General features: G+C 45.1%; 24 protein-coding genes. 14 read left to right on the top strand and 10 right to left on the bottom strand.

Annotated elements, in window-relative coordinates; genetic code table 11:
• Positions 1-125: 125 nt before the first annotated feature.
• From ACMXYV_RS16265 to ACMXYV_RS16235, 7 genes are all read left to right on the top strand, one after another.
• The gene (locus ACMXYV_RS16265) at positions 126-1,097 is read left to right on the top strand and encodes a GTP-binding protein (RefSeq protein ID WP_415889482.1); all 972 of its coding nucleotides are present in this window, start codon (positions 126-128) and stop codon (positions 1,095-1,097) included.
• Entirely contained in the window at positions 1,094-1,447 is a 354-nt protein-coding gene (locus ACMXYV_RS16260; protein WP_415889481.1) for a hypothetical protein, read from the top strand. The genes ACMXYV_RS16265 and ACMXYV_RS16260 overlap by 4 nt, the downstream gene beginning before the upstream one ends.
• Positions 1,448-1,678: 231 nt before the next feature.
• Positions 1,679-2,635 (top strand): GTP-binding protein, encoded by a 957-nt coding sequence (locus ACMXYV_RS16255; RefSeq protein WP_415889480.1) that lies wholly within the window; start codon positions 1,679-1,681, stop codon positions 2,633-2,635.
• Entirely contained in the window at positions 2,619-2,954 is a 336-nt protein-coding gene (locus tag ACMXYV_RS16250; protein ID WP_415889479.1) for a hypothetical protein, read from the top strand. The genes ACMXYV_RS16255 and ACMXYV_RS16250 overlap by 17 nt, the downstream gene beginning before the upstream one ends.
• 164 nt (positions 2,955-3,118) lie before the next feature.
• Positions 3,119-5,692 carry an ATP-dependent chaperone ClpB gene (clpB, locus tag ACMXYV_RS16245; RefSeq protein WP_415889478.1) on the top strand — a complete coding sequence of 858 codons (2,574 nt, stop codon included), beginning with the start codon at positions 3,119-3,121 and terminating at the stop codon, positions 5,690-5,692.
• Positions 5,693-5,810: 118 nt separating this feature from the next.
• On the top strand, positions 5,811-6,596 hold the full coding sequence (locus tag ACMXYV_RS16240; RefSeq protein ID WP_415889477.1) for a hypothetical protein: 786 nt from the start codon (positions 5,811-5,813) through the stop codon (positions 6,594-6,596).
• Between the two features lie 154 nt (positions 6,597-6,750).
• Entirely contained in the window at positions 6,751-7,530 is a 780-nt protein-coding gene (locus ACMXYV_RS16235) for a response regulator (protein WP_415889476.1), read from the top strand.
• Between the two features lie 63 nt (positions 7,531-7,593).
• Here the strand turns inward: ACMXYV_RS16235 and ACMXYV_RS16230 are convergent, their stop codons facing one another.
• Positions 7,594-7,860: a hypothetical protein gene (locus ACMXYV_RS16230; RefSeq protein WP_415889475.1), complete on the bottom strand. Its 267-nt coding sequence runs from the start codon at positions 7,858-7,860 to the stop codon at positions 7,594-7,596.
• Positions 7,861-8,322: 462 nt separating this feature from the next.
• Here ACMXYV_RS16230 and ACMXYV_RS16225 point away from each other — a divergent pair, with 462 nt between their 5' ends.
• The 3 genes from ACMXYV_RS16225 to ACMXYV_RS16215 all read left to right on the top strand — a co-directional run bounded on the left by ACMXYV_RS16225 (position 8,323) and on the right by ACMXYV_RS16215 (position 11,228).
• Positions 8,323-10,044 carry an acetolactate synthase 3 large subunit gene (locus ACMXYV_RS16225; protein WP_415889474.1) on the top strand — a complete coding sequence of 574 codons (1,722 nt, stop codon included), beginning with the start codon at positions 8,323-8,325 and terminating at the stop codon, positions 10,042-10,044.
• Between the two features lie 2 nt (positions 10,045-10,046).
• Complete coding sequence (ilvN, locus tag ACMXYV_RS16220) at positions 10,047-10,541, top strand: acetolactate synthase small subunit (protein ID WP_415882661.1); 495 nt, start codon at positions 10,047-10,049, stop codon at positions 10,539-10,541.
• 72 nt (positions 10,542-10,613) lie between these two features.
• Positions 10,614-11,228 carry a flavin reductase family protein gene (locus ACMXYV_RS16215; RefSeq protein WP_415889473.1) on the top strand — a complete coding sequence of 205 codons (615 nt, stop codon included), beginning with the start codon at positions 10,614-10,616 and terminating at the stop codon, positions 11,226-11,228.
• Between the two features lie 30 nt (positions 11,229-11,258).
• Here the strand turns inward: ACMXYV_RS16215 and ACMXYV_RS16210 are convergent, their stop codons facing one another.
• From ACMXYV_RS16210 to bfr (ACMXYV_RS16195), 4 genes are all read right to left on the bottom strand, one after another.
• Entirely contained in the window at positions 11,259-11,531 is a 273-nt protein-coding gene (locus ACMXYV_RS16210; protein WP_415889472.1) for a hypothetical protein, read from the bottom strand.
• Positions 11,532-11,616: 85 nt separating this feature from the next.
• Positions 11,617-11,898, bottom strand: coding sequence for a peptidylprolyl isomerase (locus tag ACMXYV_RS16205; RefSeq protein ID WP_415889471.1), 282 nt, complete (start codon positions 11,896-11,898; stop codon positions 11,617-11,619).
• Between the two features lie 124 nt (positions 11,899-12,022).
• A complete protein-coding gene (gene bfr, locus ACMXYV_RS16200; RefSeq protein ID WP_415889470.1) occupies positions 12,023-12,493 on the bottom strand; it encodes a bacterioferritin in 471 nt (156 codons plus the stop codon).
• Positions 12,494-12,505: 12 nt separating this feature from the next.
• Positions 12,506-12,970: a bacterioferritin gene (gene bfr, locus ACMXYV_RS16195; RefSeq protein ID WP_415889469.1), complete on the bottom strand. Its 465-nt coding sequence runs from the start codon at positions 12,968-12,970 to the stop codon at positions 12,506-12,508.
• Between the two features lie 361 nt (positions 12,971-13,331).
• Here bfr (ACMXYV_RS16195) and ACMXYV_RS16190 point away from each other — a divergent pair, with 361 nt between their 5' ends.
• Positions 13,332-13,526, top strand: a complete 195-nt coding sequence (locus ACMXYV_RS16190) for a (2Fe-2S)-binding protein (protein WP_415882655.1) — start codon at positions 13,332-13,334, stop codon at positions 13,524-13,526.
• Here the strand turns inward: ACMXYV_RS16190 and ACMXYV_RS16185 are convergent.
• Both ACMXYV_RS16185 and ACMXYV_RS16180 read right to left on the bottom strand, forming a co-directional pair.
• The gene (locus ACMXYV_RS16185) at positions 13,523-14,353 is read right to left on the bottom strand and encodes an NAD-dependent protein deacetylase (protein ID WP_415889468.1); all 831 of its coding nucleotides are present in this window, start codon (positions 14,351-14,353) and stop codon (positions 13,523-13,525) included. The genes ACMXYV_RS16190 and ACMXYV_RS16185 overlap by 4 nt on opposite strands.
• A gap of 123 nt (positions 14,354-14,476) precedes the next feature.
• Entirely contained in the window at positions 14,477-16,654 is a 2,178-nt protein-coding gene (locus ACMXYV_RS16180; RefSeq protein ID WP_415889467.1) for a malate synthase G, read from the bottom strand.
• A gap of 264 nt (positions 16,655-16,918) precedes the next feature.
• On the opposite strand from ACMXYV_RS16180, the gene ACMXYV_RS16175 reads away from it, so the two are divergent.
• On the top strand, positions 16,919-17,896 hold the full coding sequence (locus ACMXYV_RS16175; protein WP_415889466.1) for an alpha/beta hydrolase: 978 nt from the start codon (positions 16,919-16,921) through the stop codon (positions 17,894-17,896).
• A 30-nt stretch (positions 17,897-17,926) separates the two neighbouring features.
• Here ACMXYV_RS16175 and serA read toward each other — a convergent pair whose 3' ends face one another.
• From serA to ACMXYV_RS16160, 3 genes are all read right to left on the bottom strand, one after another.
• The gene (gene serA, locus ACMXYV_RS16170; RefSeq protein WP_415882642.1) at positions 17,927-19,159 is read right to left on the bottom strand and encodes a phosphoglycerate dehydrogenase; all 1,233 of its coding nucleotides are present in this window, start codon (positions 19,157-19,159) and stop codon (positions 17,927-17,929) included.
• A gap of 226 nt (positions 19,160-19,385) precedes the next feature.
• The gene (locus tag ACMXYV_RS16165; protein WP_415882641.1) at positions 19,386-19,667 is read right to left on the bottom strand and encodes a pyrimidine/purine nucleoside phosphorylase; all 282 of its coding nucleotides are present in this window, start codon (positions 19,665-19,667) and stop codon (positions 19,386-19,388) included.
• Between the two features lie 57 nt (positions 19,668-19,724).
• Complete coding sequence (locus tag ACMXYV_RS16160; RefSeq protein ID WP_415889465.1) at positions 19,725-20,609, bottom strand: LysR family transcriptional regulator; 885 nt, start codon at positions 20,607-20,609, stop codon at positions 19,725-19,727.
• Between the two features lie 91 nt (positions 20,610-20,700).
• Here ACMXYV_RS16160 and ACMXYV_RS16155 point away from each other — a divergent pair, with 91 nt between their 5' ends.
• Positions 20,701-21,906, top strand: coding sequence for an MFS transporter (locus tag ACMXYV_RS16155; RefSeq protein ID WP_415889464.1), 1,206 nt, complete (start codon positions 20,701-20,703; stop codon positions 21,904-21,906).
• A gap of 31 nt (positions 21,907-21,937) precedes the next feature.
• Positions 21,938-22,600: a fumarylacetoacetate hydrolase family protein gene (locus ACMXYV_RS16150; protein WP_415889463.1), complete on the top strand. Its 663-nt coding sequence runs from the start codon at positions 21,938-21,940 to the stop codon at positions 22,598-22,600.

Here is a 22,600-nt window from a genome sequence, read left to right as displayed (position 1 = left end):
ATTACGAGTCTATCTAATCAAGCCCTATTTTAATCGCGGTTCTGGCTAGTTGATGGTGCTTATCGAATTGACCTGGTGACAGGGTTTATTGCTCAAATAGCTTTATAGAGCACAGAGGGATTTAGATGTCTGATTATAAAGTTTTATTCACTGGTTCTGTCTGTTCAGGAAAAACGACAGCAATCCGCTCGTTGAGTGATATTGAAACCGTCGATACCGATGCGAATGTCAGTGATTCAGCTATCCGCAGGAAGCAAAAAACTACCATAGCCATGGATTATGGAATACTGGAGTTAAACAGCACTTCTAAACTGCATTTATACGGAACGCCGGGACAAGAACGTTTCAAGTTTATGTGGCAGCTTATGATGAGCGATTTGGTGCATGATGCTGAAGCGTTGATCCTCATGGTGGACAATACACGTAATGACCCTTTCAAAGATATCCGTTTCTATGTCGAAGAATTTCGCGACTTTATCATTCGTCGTCGCTTGATCATTGCTGTGACTCACTCAGATTTAGAGCCTGATCCGGATTATGATTATTACATGAGTGAATTAAAGGCCATGGGCTTATTTACCACAGTCGTGTTTATTGATGCTCGTGATCCCACGTCGGTTTTAAAAGTTGTGAAAGAGCTTGTGGGTAGCCTTGAGAAAGGGATTGATTGGAAAGGCATGGGTAAGCGTCTAGAGGTCAATAGTACAATGCCTGATTCTGATGACGATCTGGCCGAAGACAAGAGACCAGAAGAGCATGCTATTGATAATGTTTCCCTTATGGATGCCGCAATGAATACCCGCGGTATTACGGGTGCAATGCATTTGGGCGCCGACCGTAAAGTATTGAGTGCTAGCGTCAGAAATCAGCAAAATAAAGAGCTGTTACGCTCTATGGTGAATCTGGTGGCTGCTTTAGAAAATAAAGCAGCCTTTATGGGGCGCATAGATGATTTGGTCTTATGTGGGCCTAATCAAGAAACCTTATCTGTGTTTGTCGAAAAAGAGCAGGCTTTAGGTTTGTGTTCTGATCGAGGCTTAAGCTTGAATGTGGTTAAACAGCAAGCCTCTGACCTATTGCAGTGGAGCCATACATGATTGAGCTACTGACGCAGGTCGATAAACCTGGGGTAATTGAATGCAGTATGGTGTTGAGTGGCAAAGAAATTCTCGCATCCAGTTTTCCAGCCGAATATAAAAATCATGCGACTATAGGCAGGCAAGCTTTTAGCTATGTGTTTTCCAATGTTGCGAAGATGCGAACCAAACACAATGAGTCTCATTTGGAGATCGGTGACCGTCGTATTAGTGGCTATCAATTAAAGCCTGGATTGATTTTGGTTTGCCTATCGGCAAAAGATTCTAATATTGCTTTGGTACGAAAGCATATTCGTGAAGTGCATACCTCTTTCCTAAGAGAGCAGGTTGCTAAGAAACTAGAGTCTTAGCTCTTTATGCTCTCTTCTTTAGTAATCTGTATTGGTTAGGGGTTGATTACGATTAATCTATAACCTGATGTCGACTTTGTAATAATTGCTATTTTGCGCTGCACAATGGATGCTTGAGTTGCAATCTGCTCAGACTGGACTAGTTGTATAGATAGGGGAAATTTTTAGCTTTGGTTCAGGTAGCGAGTTGTAAACTGCAGTTACCTTCTGATCTAGACAAGGAAAGCGTGCATGCAAAACTACAAGATCCTTTTTACAGGGTCGGTGTGTTCAGGTAAATCTACAGCTATTCGATCCTTAAGTGATATTGAAACACTGGATACCGATGCGCGTGCCAGTGATGTGACGGTTCGCCGTAAGAAAAATACCACAATAGCTATGGATTACGGTGTACTGGATCTGCATGATCAAGCGCGTGTACACCTCTACGGCACGCCAGGCCAAGAGCGTTTCCGCTTTATGTGGGAGATGTTGGCTTGCGAATTTGCACACGATGCCATTGGCATGGTTTTGCTGGTGGATAACACTCGAAAAGATCCTTTCCGCGATATCCGTTTCTACGCAAAAGAGTTCCGTGAATATATTCAAAAGCGTCGCTTAATTATTGCGGTTACTCACTCAGATGTAGAGCCAAACCCTCCCATTCAAGAGTATCAGGCGTGTGTTAGGGAAATGGGATTGATGGCAACGGTGATGTTTCTTGACGCCCGAGATCCCCGTGCTGTTTTGGGGATTGTTGAAGAGTTAATTTCTGCTGTAGAACTAAATGTCCAATGGGATGAGCTTTGTGATCGTTTGTTAGGTAATAATGGTTTCTCCTTAGATTTCTATAAACCTGTTTATGAAGAGACCCTGCTTGATGCCGCGATGAATAAACGCGGTGTATTAGGGGCTATGCACCTCGATGAAAATCAAGAGATTCTCTGTTCCAATATAGATAGTAAGTCTCGAAAAGCCTTGCTGAAAAGCGTCAATAAGCTTTCTAAAGCACTGGCTGAAAAAGCTGCTTTTATGGGCGAAGTCAGTAACGTTGTTATCGCCGGCCCTAAAGTCCAAACCCTCTCAATGTTTACCGATCAGGAACAGGCGCTTTGCTTATGTTCTGATAACGAAATATCTCTACCGGTGCTGCGCCAGCAGGCAAGTGACCTGCTGCAATGGAGTAAAGAAAATGACTATCTGGCGTGAAATGCAGGAGCAAGAATTGATCTTGCAGGGCTGTCTGTTGTCGTCAGGTGTACTTAAAGTTTCTACTTTTCCTGTTGATTATAAGAAGCATTTAGCAGTGGCCAAGCAAGCACTGCTCTACATATTTAAGAGTGCAGCGCAAAATAATGATGGCTATGATGAAGCGCATATGGAGGTGGGCGACCATCACTATAGCGGCTATCAGCTAGATGCAGATACGATTTTGATCTGCTTTTGTGATTCCGATGCTAGGCAGCAAAACTTAAGAGAATATATTGATGAAAATAAGCAGCGATTTTTAGATCTGCTCCCATCATGATGATTGTCTATTTTATATAAGCTCTGTCTAATTTCTGACCGCATAACCCTTGAAGCGGTCCCTACTTGTCCCCATACCTCTGTTATACCGATAACTTAGTATCCATAAACACCACACTATTGTGTTGTCAGATACAGGTTCTTTTAAGGCTATATGGAGGTTGTATGCGTCCGGATAAATTTACATCCAAACTTCAAGAAGCGTTGGCTGATGCTCAATCATTGGCTGTTGGGTTAGATAATAACTACATAGAACCTATTCACCTTTTAAGTGCATTGCTTGATCAGCAAGGAACAGCACCGTTGCTAGAGCAAGCGGGTGCCAATATTCACGTACTGAAAAATCAAGTAGATCAAACTGTTAGGCAATTACCTAAAGTTCAAAATCCTGATGGCGAATTGCGTTTCTCACAGGATGTGGCACGGGTTTTTAACAAAGCAGACAAACTTGCCCAGCAGAAAGGCGATCAATATATCGCGAGTGAATTGATCCTGTTGGTTTTAGCAGAAGATAAATCTAGCGCTGGCAAATGTTTAAAAGAGGCGGGCGTTATCCCGCAAAAGCTAGATCAGGTCATTAATCAAATTCGAGGAGGGGAGTCAGTGCAGGACCCCAATGCAGAAGATAATCGTCAGGCTTTGGATAAGTACTGTATTGATCTTACTGAGCGAGCAGAGGCAGGCAAACTAGATCCCGTCATCGGTCGTGATGACGAAATTCGCCGTACCATTCAGGTCTTACAGCGTCGTACCAAAAATAACCCAGTGCTTATTGGTGAGCCTGGTGTAGGTAAAACGGCCATAGTGGAAGGCTTAGCTCAACGAATCGTAAATGGCGAAGTGCCGGAAGGTTTAAAGCGTAAGCAAGTTTTATCCCTCGATATGGGTGCTTTGATTGCGGGCGCTAAGTTCCGTGGTGAGTTTGAAGAGCGCCTAAAAGCGGTATTGAACGAACTTTCCAAACAAGAAGGGCAAATTATCCTCTTTATCGATGAGTTGCATACCATGGTGGGAGCGGGTAAAGGTGAAGGTGCAATGGATGCGGGTAATATGCTGAAGCCTGCATTAGCCCGTGGTGAACTGCATTGCGTTGGTGCGACTACCCTTGATGAATATCGCCAATATGTCGAGAAGGATGCAGCCCTTGAACGTCGTTTCCAGAAAGTAATCGTTGATGAGCCTGATGAGGAATCGACGATTGCGATTCTTCGTGGTTTGAAAGAACGCTACGAAGTGCATCACGGTGTTGATATTACCGATTCTGCGATTATTGCTGCAGCTAAGCTATCGCAGCGTTACATCACAGATCGACAGTTGCCGGATAAAGCTATTGATTTAATTGATGAAGCTGCATCCCGTATCCGCATGGAAATGGATTCTAAGCCGGAAGATATGGATCGCCTCGAGCGTCGTCTAATCCAGCTGAAAATGGAGCGCGAAGCACTGAAGAAAGAGAAAGATAGTGCTGCTCAACAGCGTTTAAAAGAGCTTGAAAGCACTATTGATAATGTCGAAAAAGAGTTTGCTGACCTAGATGAAGTTTGGAAAGCAGAAAAACTCGCGCTGCAAGGTTCGCAAAAGATTAAAGAAACGTTAGATCAAGCACGTATAGAGCTGGAAAAACACACTCGTTCTGGCGATCTTCAGAAAATGTCAGAACTCCAATATGGCAAAATTCCAGAGCTAGAAAAACAGTTAGCTGCCGCTTCAGAAGCGGAAGAACAAGGGCAGCAGGAAGCTAGGCTTCTACGTAACAAAGTTTCTGAAGAGGAGGTTGCAGAAGTCGTAGCACGCTGGACCGGAATCCCTGTTAGCAAAATGCTGGAAGGTGAACGTGAAAAACTGCTTCGAATGGAGCAAGCCTTGCATGATCGAGTGGTAGGTCAAGAAGAGTCGGTTATCGCGGTCTCTAATGCGGTACGTCGTTCCCGTGCAGGTCTAGCCGATCCAAACCGTCCAAATGGCTCTTTCCTTTTCTTAGGTCCAACGGGTGTAGGTAAGACTGAGTTGTGTAAAGCGCTCGCAAGCTTCCTGTTTGATACAGAGGAAGCGATGGTGCGTATCGATATGTCGGAATTTATGGAAAAGCACTCGGTCGCACGATTGATCGGTGCCCCTCCAGGCTATGTGGGCTACGAAGAGGGTGGTTACCTCACCGAAGCTGTGCGACGTAAACCTTACTCTGTATTGCTGCTGGATGAGGTAGAGAAAGCCCATCCAGATGTCTTCAATATTTTACTGCAGGTGCTGGAAGATGGGCGTCTGACCGATGGCCAAGGCCGAACTGTTGATTTCCGCAACACCATTGTGGTGATGACATCGAACTTGGGCTCTGATCTGATTCAAAACTTTAGTGATGATGACGATTATCAGTTGATGCAGAATGCTGTAATGGAGGCGGTAGGTAGTCATTTCCGTCCAGAAGTAATCAACCGTATTGATGAAGTGGTGGTGTTCCATAGTCTGAAAAAGAATCAGGTGGCGGGTATTGCCAAGATCCAACTACAGCGCCTACAGAGCCGTTTAGCAGAACGGGATCTGAGCTTGACGTTAACCTCAACTGCAATGGATAAGCTGGTGGATGTAGGTTTTGAGCCTATCTATGGCGCTAGACCGTTAAAACGAGCGATCCAGCAGTGGATTGAGAACCCATTAGCGCAGGAAATACTCTCTGGTCGTTATGCGCCGGGTACTGAAATAGCTGTTGATGTTGAACAAGGTGAGTTTGTATTCCGCTAAGTTTTTTTTAGACAGCTGAAACCCCAAAAGCCAGTGCACCTAAGTCACTGGCTTTTTTATTGGTGCTTGTAATTAAGGTATTCACTTTGAAATTCAGTAAGTTATTGGGCTATTCTTGGTGACTCTAAAAAATGAAGTGGGTGCTATTTTGCGCAAATTGGGGTTGTTACTTTTCACTGCGATAATAATCGGGTGTTCATCTGAACCGATTCCCCAGCCGATGGAACGGTCTCAGTTGGAAGAGAGTAAACAGATTAAAAAAACAGCAGTGCTGAGCCCGCCGAAGCCTTTAGAAACTGAGCCTGAAATTTATCCACTGACCTTGAATATTACGAATCGAGGTAACTTTCGCTCGGTGAGTGATTACCTCAATCCATTACTCAGCACATTATCGGCTGAGTCGGTTTACCGTCTCCATAACGCTCCTGATCTGCGTGATAATTATCGCTTTCAATATCGCATTCGTTCTACCGATCGATCGAAAACTGCTTTTGCACTAAAGCAATCTGGCGCGCAAAACTGGGGTTATGTTACTACCAGTGTTGGTCGTAATAGTGTGGCCAATGCCTTTATGGTTGAGCAGGAGCAAGATCGTTTCTATGTACTGGTGCTTAAACGTTTAAAAATTTGTCTCGTCCAGAAAGCGAGTGGGGCGCCGCGCTGGCAAAAAGGCAAGTGGGTTTTTCCTCGTCGGGCTGGGGTATTTGAGTGTACTGGATCGTCGCAACGCGGAGTTTTTCAGAGTGAATCAGGTTTTCCTCAGTTGTTAGGCCCCTATTATGGTGAAACTGATACAGTGCTTGTTTTCAATACCCCTGCGGAACTGAAAAAAATGACTTGGGCGCTAAAAAGGCAGTTCCCACAGTTAGTTATACCGGTCATCAGTGCAGGGCGTATTCAGTGAAATCTAGCATTTGATTGGGGCTACTGGAGCAATTATTCATTTAAATTCTGGGATTGATCATCTATTCTGGATAAGAGGTCTAACAAACATTTCAGTTGTTTGACCATAACTAAAATTAGTTTTGGCGAGTGTTGTTAAGTACTAGAGGGCTAGAATGAGTCAAATCAAAGTGCTGATTGTTGATGATGCGCGTTTTATTCGTGATCATGTTTCGCGCATTGTGAAAGAGCATTTTCCTGATTATCAGATCGATGCAGCGGAAGACGGTGATGATGGCCGTTCGAAAATGGAAACGACCAATTATGATCTGATCTTGTGTGATTGGGAGATGCCAGGTATGTCTGGTTTAGATCTTCTAAATTGGGCAAGGCAGCAGCCACACTACGGTGATATCCCTTTTATCATGGTAACCAGCCGCGGTGAACGTGATTACGTTCTAAAAGCGATTCAGGCGGGTGTTAATGATTATATGGGGAAGCCTTTCGAAGACTTACAGCTTGTTGAAAAAGTTAAGAAATATATCGGCAAGCGTATCGAATCCAGTGCTGCATCACGCCGTAAAGCGGCGCAAATGTTGGCGACCGGCCAAAGCGCTGCAGCGCCAAAAGCGGCGAAAAAGCCAAAAGGCTTGGCTCAGTTACGAATCTCTTCAGGCGTACTTCGTTGTGCAATTAAAGATATCACTCTTCAACAAGTTAAGATCATGGTGAAGCGTGAAGAGGGTATTCCTAACCTGCTTGAGCAAGTGGTGGTGGATATCGAGCAAGTCAAAGGCGGTAAAGTTGCACAGATGAATGGTTATGTCAGTTCTCTTGCGGCTAACGAAAAAAGTATCGAAACCACGTTTATCGGTGTCGATGTTCAGTTTATGGATAATGACCCTGAAAAACTGGAAGTGCTAACGAGCTATATATCTAGTCTCGGGAAAAAATAACCTATTGTTATTTCAAATAAAAAAGGCTGCTAGATGCAGCCTTTTTTATTGCAGGAGTATCGCTTAATACAGCGCTTGTTCATCCTTAATTACATCGATCAGAACTTCCAAAAACAGGCGATCTGCTTCGCTATGCTCTAGCGGAATCTTGATATTAGTCGTCGCAGAAAGCTTGTCAGCAATCACTTGAGCAGCGTTTTCATCATTCAAGTGTTCGCGTGCAATCTTTAGGGCTTTTTCGCTGATATCCGGTTCTACTAATACTTTACGGATAAAAGACATCAATTCGTTGATTACACGCTCTTTGTTTTTAATCTCAGCGATACTCATAGGGATCTCCTGTAAACGTACATTCAGAGCCGATGAAGGGTAGTGTAGGGCTCTGTTCTGAGTTCTGTATAGCAAAACTATAACCTGATACGGAAATTGAGCATAGTATTTGACGCGAATCGCCCGCTATTCCGCAGGTGCAGCATGAATTTAGTTGAAAAAATAAGCACCTATGTGAGATAATTTCCGCCTCGAATTTTGAGGCCTTGAGTGCGTAGGACAACCCGAAGCTCAGGGAGACAGCTTTCTGAGGGCCGTTTCTCAAAGGTCTGTCGGTTGGGCGATCCCCAACGCCGGCACACACCCGAACGTGAACCTACAGCTCTACCCCTGGAATGGTTCAGAGTGAGATCGCTAGAGATTCAAAAATATTGTCTGGTATAGGCACGTTCAACGTTACAGAAACAAAAACTGTTAATTTCGTCAGTAACGAGACACTGACGTCGTTAGAGGGTGAGAAAAGTGGAATTACTTTCAGGCGCAGAGATGACAATTCGCGCGCTTCGTGATCAAGGCGTTAAATACATCTACGGTTATCCAGGTGGTGCATTACTGCACATCTACGATGCAATTTTCACGCAGGACGAAGTCGAACATATTCTGGTCCGTCACGAACAGGCAGCTACACACATGGCTGATGCTTACGCACGAGCTACCGGTAAAGCGGGTGTGGCGCTAGTTACGTCTGGTCCAGGCGCAACCAATGCAGTAACGGGTATTGCTACTGCATACACAGATTCTATTCCAATGGTGGTTATTACGGGTCAGGTTATGTCACACCTGATCGGTGAAGATGCTTTCCAGGAAACCGACATGATCGGTATTTCTCGTCCGGTAGTTAAGCACAGCTTCAGCGTGCAACGTCCGGAAGAGATCCCTGAAATTATTAAGAAAGCATTCCACATCGCTGAAAGTGGTCGTCCAGGTCCGGTTGTAGTCGATATTCCTAAAGATATGACTACGCCTACAGAGCGTTACGAATACGAATATCCTAAGAGCGTTAAAATGCGTTCTTACAATCCGATCGCTAAAGGTCATACGGGTCAGATCAAAAAAGCAGTAGATATGCTTTTGGCGGCAAAACGCCCAGTGATCTATACCGGTGGCGGTGTAATTTTAGGCGATGCAAGCGAGCAGCTAATCGCGTTGGCTAAGGAACTGGGTTATCCAGTAACGAATACGCTAATGGGCTTAGGTGGTTATCCTGGTACGGATAAGCAGTTTATCGGTATGTTGGGTATGCACGGTAGCTATGAAGCAAACATGGCTATGCACCACAGCGATATGATTTTGTGTGTTGGTGCGCGTTTTGACGATCGTGTAACAAACGGTACTGATAAGTTCTGTCCAACAGCTAAGATTGTTCATATTGATATTGATCCTGCTTCGATCTCTAAAACAATCAAAGCTGATGTACCAATTGTAGGTCCTGCTCAAGCGGTACTTAAAGAGATGTTGGAACAGGTTCAGGCTGCTAAGAAAGCGCCTTGCGCTGATAGCCTGCAAGCTTGGTGGGAGCAGATCGACGAATGGCGTGCGCGTCACGGTGGTCGTTTCCGTACCGATGACTCTGAGATGATGAAACCTCAGCAAGTTATCGAGATGCTTAGCAAAGTAACTAATGGCGATGCTTACGTTTGTTCTGATGTAGGCCAACACCAGATGTTTGCTGCGCAGTACTACAAGTTTAACAAGCCAAATCGTTGGATTAACTCTGGCGGTCTAGGCACCATGGGCTTCGGTCTTCCGGCTGCTATGGGTGTTAAGCTGAACTTCCCTGATGAAGAAGTAGTATGTGTAACAGGTGAAGGTAGTATCCAGATGAATATCCAGGAGCTATCGACAATTAATCAGTACGATATTCCGTTGAAGGTTATTTGTTTGAATAACCAATCTTTGGGTATGGTTCGTCAGTGGCAAGATATGAACTATGAATCTCGTCACTCTCAGTCATACATGAAGTCGCTTCCTGACTTTATCAAGCTGGTTGAGTCTTATGGCCACGTTGGTATCAAGGTTGAACGCTATGAAGATCTGGAAGGGGCAATGCGTGAAGCATTCGCAATGAAAGATCGTATGGTATTCATGGATATCGCAGTTGATCCGTTTGAGCACGTATACCCAATGCAGGTGCCACGTGGTTCTATGCGTGACATGTGGCTGAGCAAAACGGAGAGAACATAATCATGCGTCATATCATTTCTGTATTGATGGAAAACGAGCCAGGCGCTCTGTCTCGTGTTGTTGGTTTGTTCTCTCAGCGTAACTTTAACATTGAGTCTTTAACCGTTGCGCCAACTGAAGATGAGACATTATCTCGTCTAACAGTGACTACGCTAGGTGATGACCGTGTTGTTGAGCAGATCACTAAACAGCTAAACAAGCTTATTGATGTTGTTAAGGTTGTTGACTTAACTGAAGGTGAGCACCTTGAGCGTGAGCTGATGATGATTAAGATGAAGGCGAACAATGGTACTGTTCGTGCTGAAATCAAGCGTACTGCGGACATCTTCCGCGGTACTATCATCGATGTTACACCTAACACTTTCACCGTTCAGTTGGTGGGTGCAAGCAGTAAGCTGGATGCCTTCATTGAAGCGCTAGGTACGTCTAACATTATGGAAGTTGTACGTTCAGGTGTTTCTGGTATCGCGCGTGGCGAGAAAGTTCTAACTTTGTAATTGTTGAAGTTAGTCTGATTACTAAAGCCGCTTCTGGTAACAGAAAGCGGCTTTTTTATTGCAGGTAAGGATATGCTTTTAGAATTAGAGAATATGGAAAAGTCAGATGTCTATCATGCGCTGACGCAAGTTGTGGTACCTCGCCCTGTGGCATGGGTGCTCTCTTCTAATCAACAAGGTGCACTCAATCTCGCACCGTTTTCGTACTTTTCAGCAGTGTGCAGTGATCCGCCATTGATCATGTTATCTATAGGCTCAAAACCTGATGGCTCGCCAAAAGATACTTACGCCAATATTGCAGATACTGAAAAGTTCGTGATTCATATTGCAGGTTCAGATCTTGCGACTAAGGTGACCCATAGTTCCGTGACGCTGCCTAGGGGAGAATCGGAAATCGAGCTATGCGATCTGGAAACAACAGATGTTGACGGGTTTGATCTACCGAGAATTGTAGGTCCCAAAATCGCTATGTCTTGTTCTCTGTATCAGCAACAGGAGATTGGTAATGCTCCGCAGCGACTTATCTTTGGCCGTATAGAGAAAATATGGTTGGATGATGCGGTTGTAGAAGTAGATCAGCAGGGCCGACCTAAAATTGATGCGGCGCTGGTTGATCCATTAGCACGTCTGGGAGGTTCCGATTATCAAACCTTCGGTGATGTCGTGACAGTGCCTAGACCTGCATAAAGCCAAGAAATACAGTTTTATTTGAGGGCCTTAGGCTGCAAAAGATTGTTTAAGATCAGCAATCTTTTGCACCGAAATATCGACATCTACACGTAAAATTCGGTCTGATGCACGGCGTTGATAGATGGATGATTGATCACGTCCGCGACGATCAACGCCATTAAACTGAGTTGAGCGGTGTTGTTCAATCCACTCTTCAGCATGTGTCAGAGTTGGCAGGTAAGGGCTAAGTTTGCCTGTGCCTTTTTCATACCAGTAATAAACAAATTGGTAATCACGAAAGTCTTTAATCAGTTTAGGCATGGCGCTTATGGTCAGTAGTAGATAAAAACTTAATCATACTGACCGAACCTTAACAAAGTCTTACGCGTTGGAGATTAACCCTAGTTTATTTGCGGTAAATGGTTTCGATTAGGTGCCAGCCAAATTTAGTCTTTATTGGGCCATGTACTTCATGTAGAGGCTTTTTGAATACGACATCATCAAACGGTTTTACCATCTCGCCGCGACGAAATTCGCCCAGATCACCTTGGCGTTTGCCCGATGGGCAGAGGGAGTATTTTTTAGCGAGCTTACCAAAGTCATTGCCTAGCTTTAGGCGCATTTTTAGCCTTTCCGCTTGGTCGCGGGTTTTAACCAATATGTGTCGGGCGCAAGCGCGGTTAGCCATGTTTTGCTCTCCTAAAAGTTATAGGCTAATTTTATCGCAAAAAGGCAGGGGCTGCAGGCTCATGGTAGGAAAAGAAAAGGCGCTGATAAACAGCGCCTTTGTATGACTTTAATGGATAAGCTTATTAGCCCATCTGAGATTGCAGATAGTTTGGCAGCCCGATTTTTTTGATCAAACCTAGCTGTTTCTCTAGCCAGTACGCATGATCTTCCTCGGTGTCTTCCAGAAGTTTCTCTAGGATTTCACGGCTGACATAGTCCTGCTCTTCTTCGCAGACTTTGATCGCGTCTTTAAGCTTTTTGTCCACTTCGTACTCAACGCGAAGATCTGACTCAAGCATTGAAGGAACGTCAGTACCAACTTTAAAACCATCACGCGTGGTCATGTCTGGTGTGCCTTCTAAGAACAGCATACGCTCAATCAGTGCAGCAGCGTGGCCTTTCTCATCATCAAACTCATGATCGATACGCTCGAACAGCTTATGTAAGCCCCAATCATCGTACATACGGGAGTGGATGAAGTACTGATCCATTGCTGCTAGTTCCATTGCTAGCAGGCCGTTTAGTGCGTCAATGACTCTTTGATTGCCTTTCATTGTCTTCTCCCGTTAAATCTGAGATTGCAGATAGTTTTCGATACCTGCATTACTGATTAGGTATTGCTGAGTTTCGATCCAGTCTACGTGCTCTTCTTCGTATTCCAGAATATCTTCCAGCAGATCGCGGCTGACGTAATCTTGCGCAGTTTCGCAGTAAGCGATTGCTTCACGCAAAATTATCAGTTGCTCCAATTGGAAATCCATATCACATTGCAGCATCTCTTCAGTGTGCTCGCCGATGCGTAGTCGACCTAACTGTTGTAGGTTAGGTAGTCCTTCCAAAAACAGAATACGCTCGATTAGATCGTCTGCCTGTTTCATATCTTTGATGGACTTTTTATAAGCTTTCCCGTTTAGCTCATCTAGGCCCCAGTTCTTGTACATACGTGCGTGAAGAAAGAACTGGTTGATTGAAGTGAGCTCACTTGTCAAAACCTTGTTCAGGTGACTAATGACTTGTTTGTCGCCTTGCATGGGGGATCTCCTTTATTAATAACCGCCCAGCTATGTGTGGGTTAGCAATTTCAAAGTGATCAAGAGTCTAGTTTATAAATTGACTTAAATCAAAAAAATCCTTACAAAACAATAAGTTGCAAAGATTAATGAGTTAGATTCTCATTGCGATTCTGTATAATAAATAACCAGTTTTTTAATGTGTGATTTTGGAAAATAAATTTAATAAGTAAATCAATTAGTTGGCGAGTTATGAAGAGCATTCAATAATTGCCATTAAATGAGAATAATTTTCAACAATATTCGTGTTAAATGTATTGAAAGTTACTTATTTGATAACTATTATCATTACCCGATTTAATTGAGATTGGTTATTGTTTCAATGTTCGTTTGTATTTGTGAAAATATTACCTGTAGTGATGTTCGTGATGCCGTAGATCAAGGCGCGCGAAGCGTACGTGATCTAAACAAAGAGCTTGCGGTTGGTAGTCAGTGCGGTAAGTGTGTGTGCATGGCGCGTAAGGTAATGAAAGAACATCTAGACGACATGGATTTTGATCTAGCCGTCCCTGCTTAACCTTCTCGTTTTAGTATCTCTACCGCTTCGGTCAGCGTTTCTGCAATCGGAGCGTCCAGCTTTAGATTCAGAAGCGGATCTGCCCTCGTTACCCCAATCGTTAAAGAACAGATCGGCTTTCCCCATTCATGGGCGCGTTTGCAGAACCGATATCCTGAATAGACCATCAAAGAACTACCAACACTCAGTAAACCATCGGCATCTTCTAGTGCATCCAAGGCACTAAAAACACGTTCTATCGGGACGTTATCACCAAAATAGACAACATCCGGTTTTAAAATTCCTCCACATGCTTCGCATTCAGGAACAGAGAAATCTTCAAATAGATGGGTTTCTAGATCGGCATCACCATCGGGGCGAAGGGGAGCCTCAGGGATCTCGAAATGGGGATTGATCGCTTCAGTATGTCTGTGGATAGCTTTGCGATCATAATTCTGTGCACAACTCATGCAGCTGACCCGATCAGACCGACCATGGAGATCGATAACGGCTTGGCTGCCGGACTTCTGGTGTAAGCGGTCGACATTCTGTGTGATCAGTAAGCGAATAAATCCCATAGCTTCAAGCTCAGAGAGTGCTGTGTGAGCCGCGCTAGGCTCGGCATCCCTAATGGCAGGCCAACCGATCAAACTACGTGCCCAGTAGCGCTGACGGGCGTAGTGGCTCTCCATGTACTCTTTATGCTGAGTAGGGGCTGAGTGCTGCCAGTTACCTTTGGCATCTCGGTACGCTGGAATGCCTGAATCTGTACTTACGCCAGCCCCGGTTAAGACAACTAGGTTGGGATGAGAGAGAATGAATTCGGCAAGTTGATGAGCTTCTGACATAGGTTATTCACACAGGCAAAGAATGCTATCAGTGTAACCTATTTTAGGGGGGAGGCAGCCTAAACAAAAAAGCCGCGCTTTTCAGCACGGCTTTTCAGTTTTAAAGCTCTTTAATTTGGCTGATTATGCGCCAAATTTAGCTTTCGCTTCGATACGGCGACGGTGCAGAACTGGCTCAGTGTAACCGTTTGGCTGTACACAGCCTTCGATTACTAGTTCGCACGCTGCAGCGAATGCAACGCTATCTTCGAAGTTACCAGCCATTGGGCGGTATAGAGGATCGTTTTCGTTCTGGCGATCTACTACAGCAGCCATACGCTTAAGCGTTTCCATTACCTGCTCTTCAGAACAGATACCGTGGCGTAACCAGTTAGCGATGTGCTGGCTAGAGATACGTAGTGTTGCACGGTCTTCCATTAGGCCAACATCGTTGATGTCAGGCACTTTAGAACAACCAACACCGTGGTCGATCCAGCGAACAACGTAACCTAGGATACCCTGAGCGTTGTTGTCTAGCTCTTGTTGGATCTCTTCAGCCGTCCAGCTTGGGTTAGCTTCAACTGGTACAGTTAGGATGTCGTCTAGGTTCGCGCGATCGCGTACTTTCAACTCGTCCTGACGTGCGAATACGTCTACCTGATGGTAGTGAGTCGCGTGAAGAACAGCAGCTGTTGGAGATGGAACCCATGCAGTGTTAGCACCAGACATTGGGTGACCGATCTTAGCTTCAAGCATGTTTGCCATCTGATCAGGGATTGGCCACATACCTTTACCGATCTGAGCGCGACCTTGTAGGCCACATAGAAGACCGTTGTCTACGTTCCAGTTTTCGTAAGCACCGATCCATGCAGCAGCTTTCATGTCGCCTTTGCGGATCATTGGGCCAGCTTCCATAGATGTATGGATCTCGTCACCAGTACGATCTAGGAAACCTGTGTTGATGAATACAACACGCTCTTTAGCAGCGCGGATACACTCTTTCAGGTTAACAGTTGTACGGCGCTCTTCATCCATGATGCCCATCTTCATAGTGAAGCGTTCTAGGCCAAGCATGTCTTCGATACGAGCGAATAGTTCGTTCGCGAAAGAAACTTCTTCTGGACCGTGCATCTTAGGTTTTACGATGTATGTAGAACCTGTAGTTGTGTTACTGAACTTACCTTTACCCTGCATATCGTGCATAGAGATAAGCGTAGTTACAACACCGTCCATGATGCCTTCAGGAACTTCGTTGCCATCTTTGTCTAGTACAGCTTCGTTAGTCATCAGGTGACCAACGTTACGTACGAACATCAAGCTACGGCCTTTAAGAGCAAGGTTAGAACCGTCTAGAGCAGTGAATTCACGGTCAGCGTTGATAGAGCGAGTGAAAGTTTTTCCACCTTTGCTAACTTCTTCAGTTAGATCGCCTTTCATTAGACCCAACCAGTTGCGGTAGATAACAACTTTATCGTCGCCGTCTACTGCTGCTACAGAGTCTTCACAGTCCATGATCGCTGTTAGAGCAGCTTCCATCACGATATCTTTGATGCCTGCAGCATCGTCTTTACCGATCTGGCTTTCACGGTCGATCTGTACTTCGAAGTGCAGACCGTTGTTTTTGAATAGGATAGATATCGGAGCAGCTGTTTCACCAGTGTAACCGATCAGCTTTTCAGCTTGTGCTAGCGTAGTTTCGCTGCCATCGCGCATTACAACAACAAGCTTGTTGTCTTGGATGCTGTAGCCAGCAGAATCTTTGTGAGAACCTGCCGCTAGTGGAGCTGCTGTGTCGAGGAAAGTACGTGCAGCTTCGATAACTTTAGCGCCACGAGCTGGATTGTAAGAACCAGATTTCTCAGCGCCGCCTTCTTCAGATACTGCATCAGTACCGTAAAGCGCGTCGTATAGGCTACCCCAACGTGCGTTAGCTGCGTTAAGTGCGAAACGAGCATTCATTACAGGTACTACTAGCTGAGGACCAGCCATTGTTGCCATTTCTGGGTCAACGTTTGAAGTAGTCGCTTCGAAATCTTCGCCTTCTGGCAATAGGTAACCGATCTCAGATAGGAAGCCTTTGTACGCTTCTAGATCGAAAGCCTGACCTTGACGCTCACGGTGCCATGCATCGATCTGCTCTTGGATCGCATCACGTTTAGCTAGTAGGTCACGGTTCTTTGGCGCCAAGTCGTGAACGATGGCATCAAAGCCAGCCCAGAACTGTTCGCTAGTTACGCCAGTGCCTGGCAGTGCTTCGTTGTTAACGAAATCGTATAGAGCCTGTGCAACCTGAAGACCGCCACTCTGTACTCTTTGACTCATAATGAATTGCCCCAGTAAATATTCTGCCAGCTCCGGTGCGAGGCTACCGGTAGCTGAGTGAATGATCGCTGTCGATTAATTTGCAGCTAAATTTGTGCATCGCACAGTAGCGCAATGGTGTCTTATTGTCGCCTAAGTCGACCCAAAAGTATGATAAATGGGCCTTATATTCGGTATAAATTGAGCGAATGGCTGTGGTTTTAGCTAAGGTTAAGTAAGAAATGATCACCTAAGCTGTGTGGCTAAGTCCCTAAGGTGGTGTTTATGGCTATATTTGATCGTGATCTCCTTGTGAAAGGGCTAAGGCCTTATATTGAAACGGGTTTTGGAATTCCAAGTGAAAGTGTCCGTGCTTATTTAGCTTGTTATGGCTTATTGGATATCGCTGAAAAATCCAATTATCGGATTGGTCGTATAGCGCTAGATGAGGTCTCAGTTACGCTGCAGTCCTTCTCGGTTTTAGATCGTTCCCATAACCGCGGAACGGTTGTGTTGGTGCATGGCTATATGGACCATGTTGGCTTATATCAGCACTTGATTGATGACCTTTTAAAAAGTGGTTTTGATCTGCTCTGTTACGATTTGAGTGGTCATGGTTTATCCGATGGCGATCCACTGGCTGTGGATGATTTTCAACACTATGCGACTCAACTAGCAGAGCTTCTGGCGAGTTTAGATCAGGAGTTATCTTATCCCGTTCATTTAGTTGGTCAGAGCACAGGTGGTGCGGTGGTGATGGCGCATCAACTCCTATTCACCGATCAAACCATGCCTTCCTTGGGTGAACGAGTGTTGTTGGCGCCTTTAGTAAGACCAAGCCTGTGGCGCAGCATACAGCGCAAATTTCGCTGGCTGAAATACGTATTACGGCGTGTACCGAGACGTTATAGTCAAAACTCTCATGATGATGACTTTATTCGCTTTCTACGAGAAGGGGATTGTTTGCAACACCGCGAAATCCCTGTGAGTTGGGTGGGTGCTATGTTGGCGTGGGGGGATTGGATCGAAGCGCATCTGCCTGTGTCGGGGCGCATCCACATGATTCAAGGAACCCTCGATAGCACGGTTGATTGGCAGCACAATATGGCAGTGTTGGGCAGGCTTTATCCTGAGATGGAATTAACGTTGATTGATGATGCTAAACATCATTTGGTGAATGAAACACCGCAATACCGAGATCAGGTGTTCAATCAGATTGAATCGATATTTAAACGCTGGGAAAACGAAAACGGGCAGCTCTGAGGCTGCCCGTTTTGATTAAATCAGATCAACTTAGAACAAACGACGGCAGCGGATTGTGCCTTCGATCTGCTTCAAGTTTTCTAGTGCTACCGCTGAGCAATCTGCATCAACGTCTACCACTACGTAACCAACTTTCTCGTTAGTCTGCAGGTACTGACCGCTGATGTTAACGCTGTTTTCAGAGAATACAGTGTTGATCGCAGACATAATGCCCGGCACGTTGTTGTGTACGTGAAGTAGACGGTGAACGTGTGGGTGCTCTGGTAGAGCAACTTCTGGGAAGTTAACAGACGTGATAGAAGAACCGTTATCACTGTACTTGATCAACTTCTCAGCTACTTCGTAACCGATGTTTTCCTGAGCTTCCATCGTAGAACCGCCTACGTGTGGAGTTAGGATTACATTGTCATACTCACGAAGTGGTGAGATGAATTCGTCATTGTTAGTACGTGGCTCAACAGGGAATACGTCGATAGCAGCGCCTAGTAGACGACCAGAATCTAGTGCTTTACATAGCTCATCGATTACAACAACTGTACCGCGAGCAGCGTTAAGGAAGATAGAACCCTGCTTCATCTCAGCGAACTGAGCTTCGCCCATCATATCTTTAGTGGCTGGCGTTTCTGGCACGTGTAGAGAAACGATGTCACTCATGTTTAGCAGCTCTTTCATAGAGCCAACTTGAGTCGCGTTACCTAGTGGTAGCTTAGTCACTACATCGTAGAAGAACACTTGCATGCCCATCGCTTCAGCAATAACGCTTAGCTGAGAGCCGATGCTGCCGTAACCTACGATACCTAGCTTTTTGCCACGGATTTCGTAAGAGTTTTTAGCCGATTTCTGCCACTCACCACGGTGAGCTTTAGCATTCTTCTCTGCAACGCCACGAAGCAGAAGAATTGCTTCAGCGATCACTAGCTCTGCAACAGAACGAGTGTTAGAGAATGGAGCATTAAATACTGCGACACCACGCATCGTTGCGGCTTCCAGGTTTACCTGGTTAGTACCGATACAGAAGCAACCAACAGCTACTAGCTTTTCAGCAGCTTCAAATACTTGTTCAGTTAGCTGAGTACGGGAACGGATACCGATGAAGTGAACGTCCTTAACACGCTCAATCAACTCTTCTTCTGGTAGGGAACCAGTTAAGAATTCGATGTTGGTGTAACCATTCTGATTAAAAGTGTCCACCGCAGATTGGTGTACGCCTTCCAGAAGCAAAATTTTGATTTTGCTTTTATCGAGAGAGGTTGTTTGGCTCATGGTGTGCAGCTCTTTAATTTGCGTGGCTTTTCCTAGCGTTTAGGAGGGCCACAGGTTTAAACGCTTTAAAATTAAGCGCGAATATTAGCACAGCCAAAGTTGAAAAGGATGAATGATAAGCTCAGATTGGCGGAAAAATATTCATCTTGAGATGAGGTGGATTGTATAAAGCGGGTATTTGTAGGGAAAGGCTTCTATATTGGGAATATAGAAGCCAAGCTTTTACTTAGCCGTAGAAGCAAAGGTAAGCAGTTGCTTGCTCAACTTTAAGCTGGAAGCTCTGGTTCGCTGCTACTTTGAATTCAGTGCCTGTTGGGAAAGACTGGAACTCTTCGCTGCCAGGTAGTTTAACGATTAGCTCACCGCTAACTACTTTCATCAGTTCGTCTTCGCTTGTGCCGAATTCGTATTCGCCTGGTGCCATTACGCCAGAAGTTACTTTACCTTCGCTGTTTTCGAAGCCGATAGATTTTACTTTGCCGTCAAAGTATTCGTTTACGTTCAGCATGTTTGATCTCCTAAAATTTGCGCGAATCATAAAATTAAATGCTAATCGCTGCAAATTTCAGGGTTTAATCGGACTGTTTTCCAAAACAAAATCGACAAAGGTTTGGTTGGCCTGAGATAGATAGCCATCTTTACGCCACGCAATTGAAAGATCCAACCAGACCGGTTTTGTGAAAGGGCGCGCCACTAATCCCGGTTCATCTTCGATCACCATCGCCATCAGGGTTGAGATTGCATACCCCTGTTTAACAATCGATTTAATTAGAGGAATTAAATTAGTCTCAAAGCTGATCTTGGGAGTGATACCGGCCTGTGCCGCCAGATCATCGACTACATTGCGGTGGAAAAAGCCGGTATTAAACATCACCAGCTCTTCCGCAAAGAGTTGTGCATATTCAACACTGTCTAAACTGGCAAAGGGGTGGTCTAGCGGTGAGATCACCATCATCTGTTCTTGCAGAAAGATTTTAGATTCTAAGTTCTTACTGGGGATGGATTTATCTACGATAACTGCTAAATCGAGTTCCCCTTGTTCTAACAGTCGTTGCAGTTTGCCTGCGCCACCATCAATAACGGTTAATGTCAGTTGTGGATAACGATGCCGAAACGCCATCAAAATAGGTGGGAAATAATAAGAGCCAAGCATGCTAGGAATGCCTACGCGTACCTCGCCTTTGAGTAACCCTTTCAGCTCCTGCATCTCCAAAATGGCATCTTCGGTAGCCTGTAAAATCTTATTCGCATGGCGATAAAGGTGTTCACCTTCATCGGTCAGGCTGATTTTACGGTCGTATCTATGCAGTAGCTTTAGATCTAACTCTTCTTCTAGCTTTCTGATCGCCATACTCATTGCAGGCTGTGCAATGTGCAGCTTTTCAGCGGCTTTAGTGAAGCTATTTAGATCGGCAACGGTTTTGAAATAGCGTAGGTGTTTTATATCCATCATCATATTTTCTTATCAAAGCCATAAGAAGTATATATTTTTATGATGGCATTGCGATTGCTAGTCTTCCACCACGAATGAGAGGTGGAACATGATTGAAGTCGGAACAAATCAATTTTGGCGCGCAACTATGGCCTTATGCTTAGGCTCTTTTATGGTGTTTGCCAATCTCTATATCACGCATCCTTTGCTACCGATGTTGGCTGATGAATTTGATATTAGTCCACTATTAGCCAGTTGGAGCTTAACAGTGACCACTTTGACTTTAGGTTTGTCTCTGTTGGTGTTTGGCCCCCTATCTGATGCCCTCGGACGTACGCGATTGATGCTTATGACTATGTGTGGGGCGGTGCTTTGTAGTTTTGTATTGTCACAGGTATCTGATTTTAGGTGGCTTTTGTTCTGGCGAGCATTACAAGGTATTTGCTTAGCAGGCTTGCCGGCAATCGCGATCGCTTATATGGGCGATGAGTTCACAAAGAAAGGATTAATTGCTGCGGTTGGTTTGTATATCAGCGGTAACACTTTAGGGGGCATTGGCGGGCGTCTTATTGGTGGCTTTGCAGGTGAGCTTTTTGGCTGGCAGGAAGCATTCGCCCTGATGACCTTTATTAGCTTCTTCTGTCTATGCCTATTTGTCTGGTTGTTACCGCCATCAGAGAATTTCAATGCAAGAAAAGTCGTGCCAACGCAGATGATAAAAGACGCTTATCAGCACCTTTCCAATCCTCTGTTGCTACTCGCTTATATAGTGGGCGGACTTAACTTTTTTATCTTTATCAACCAATACAGTTATGCCACATTTCTGCTGGCCGATGAGCCCTATTACCTATCAGCGGGTGTGCTTGGCTTACTATTCCTGACGTACCTGAGCGGTACGGTAGGCGCTGCGTTCTCCGGACGTATTGCCAAAAATATACCGCAGCCGTTAGTCATGGCTATGGGAATCATTATTTTGATGGCCGGTACGCTACTGACTCTACAGGGCAGTTTATGGGCGATCATTTTAGGCTTCTTGGTCAGTGCTTTTGGTTTCTTTTTAGCGCATTCCTGTGCAAGTAGTTGGGTTAGTCATATCGCGTTGCACGCTAGAGCGACAGCATCGTCTATTTATTTGTTGTTCTATTACCTAGGGGCTAGTAGCGGTGGCTTCTATTTAGATCCGTTTTGGCACTCGTGGGGCTGGGATGGTGTGGTCTTTGGGTCGTTGGTTGTTCTGCTGATTACTTTGCTATCCAGTTTAATGCTCTACTATAAAACAAGCGTAAAACTGGAGCGCTGTGCGGCTGGGGGGTAAACTTCACCCTACGATAATTTAAGGAGTACCTATGAGCTATCAACACAGTAATGTCGACGGAGATTTGGTAAACCTGCCAACGGGTAAAGTGATTTGTGTCGGTCGTAACTATGCCGATCATGCTGCAGAGTTGAATAATCCAATACCTACCGAGCCTATGTTGTTTATCAAACCCGCAACGAGTGTGGTTGATATGACTCAGCCGTTTACCGTGCCGCAAGGGCATGGTTCTGTTCATTTTGAAACGGAGATGGCGGTTCTTATTGGTTCTAAACTGAGTAATGCGTCTGAAGAAGAAGCGCAAGCGGCGATTAGCGGCGTGGGTTTAGGTTTAGATCTAACTTTCCGCGACCTTCAAGGAAAGCTAAAAGAGAAAGGTCATCCTTGGGAGAAGGCGAAAGCGTTCGATGGTTCATGCCCTCTATCTCCTTTTATTGCTGCAAGTTCAGTTGCCGATCTACAAGACGTAGAGATCAAATTGACCGTTAACGGTGAGATCCGTCAGCAGGGCAACAGTGCAGCTATGTTGAATCAAGTGCTGCCGTTACTTAGCCATGCCAGTGAGTTCTTTACCCTTGAGCCGGGCGATGTTGTGTTAACCGGCACACCTGCAGGTGTAGGCCCAGTGGTACCTGGAGATAAACTGCAGGTAGAGCTGACAGGTCTTCTTTCCGTATCAACAGAAGCTGTGTAA

Origin of the sequence: Neptuniibacter sp. SY11_33, assembly GCF_047778025.1 — a bacterium.
In the GTDB taxonomy this organism is placed as follows: domain Bacteria; phylum Pseudomonadota; class Gammaproteobacteria; order Pseudomonadales; family Balneatricaceae; genus Neptuniibacter.
Note: the sequence above shows the minus strand (reverse complement) of the source record. Positions and strands in the feature narration are given on the sequence as shown.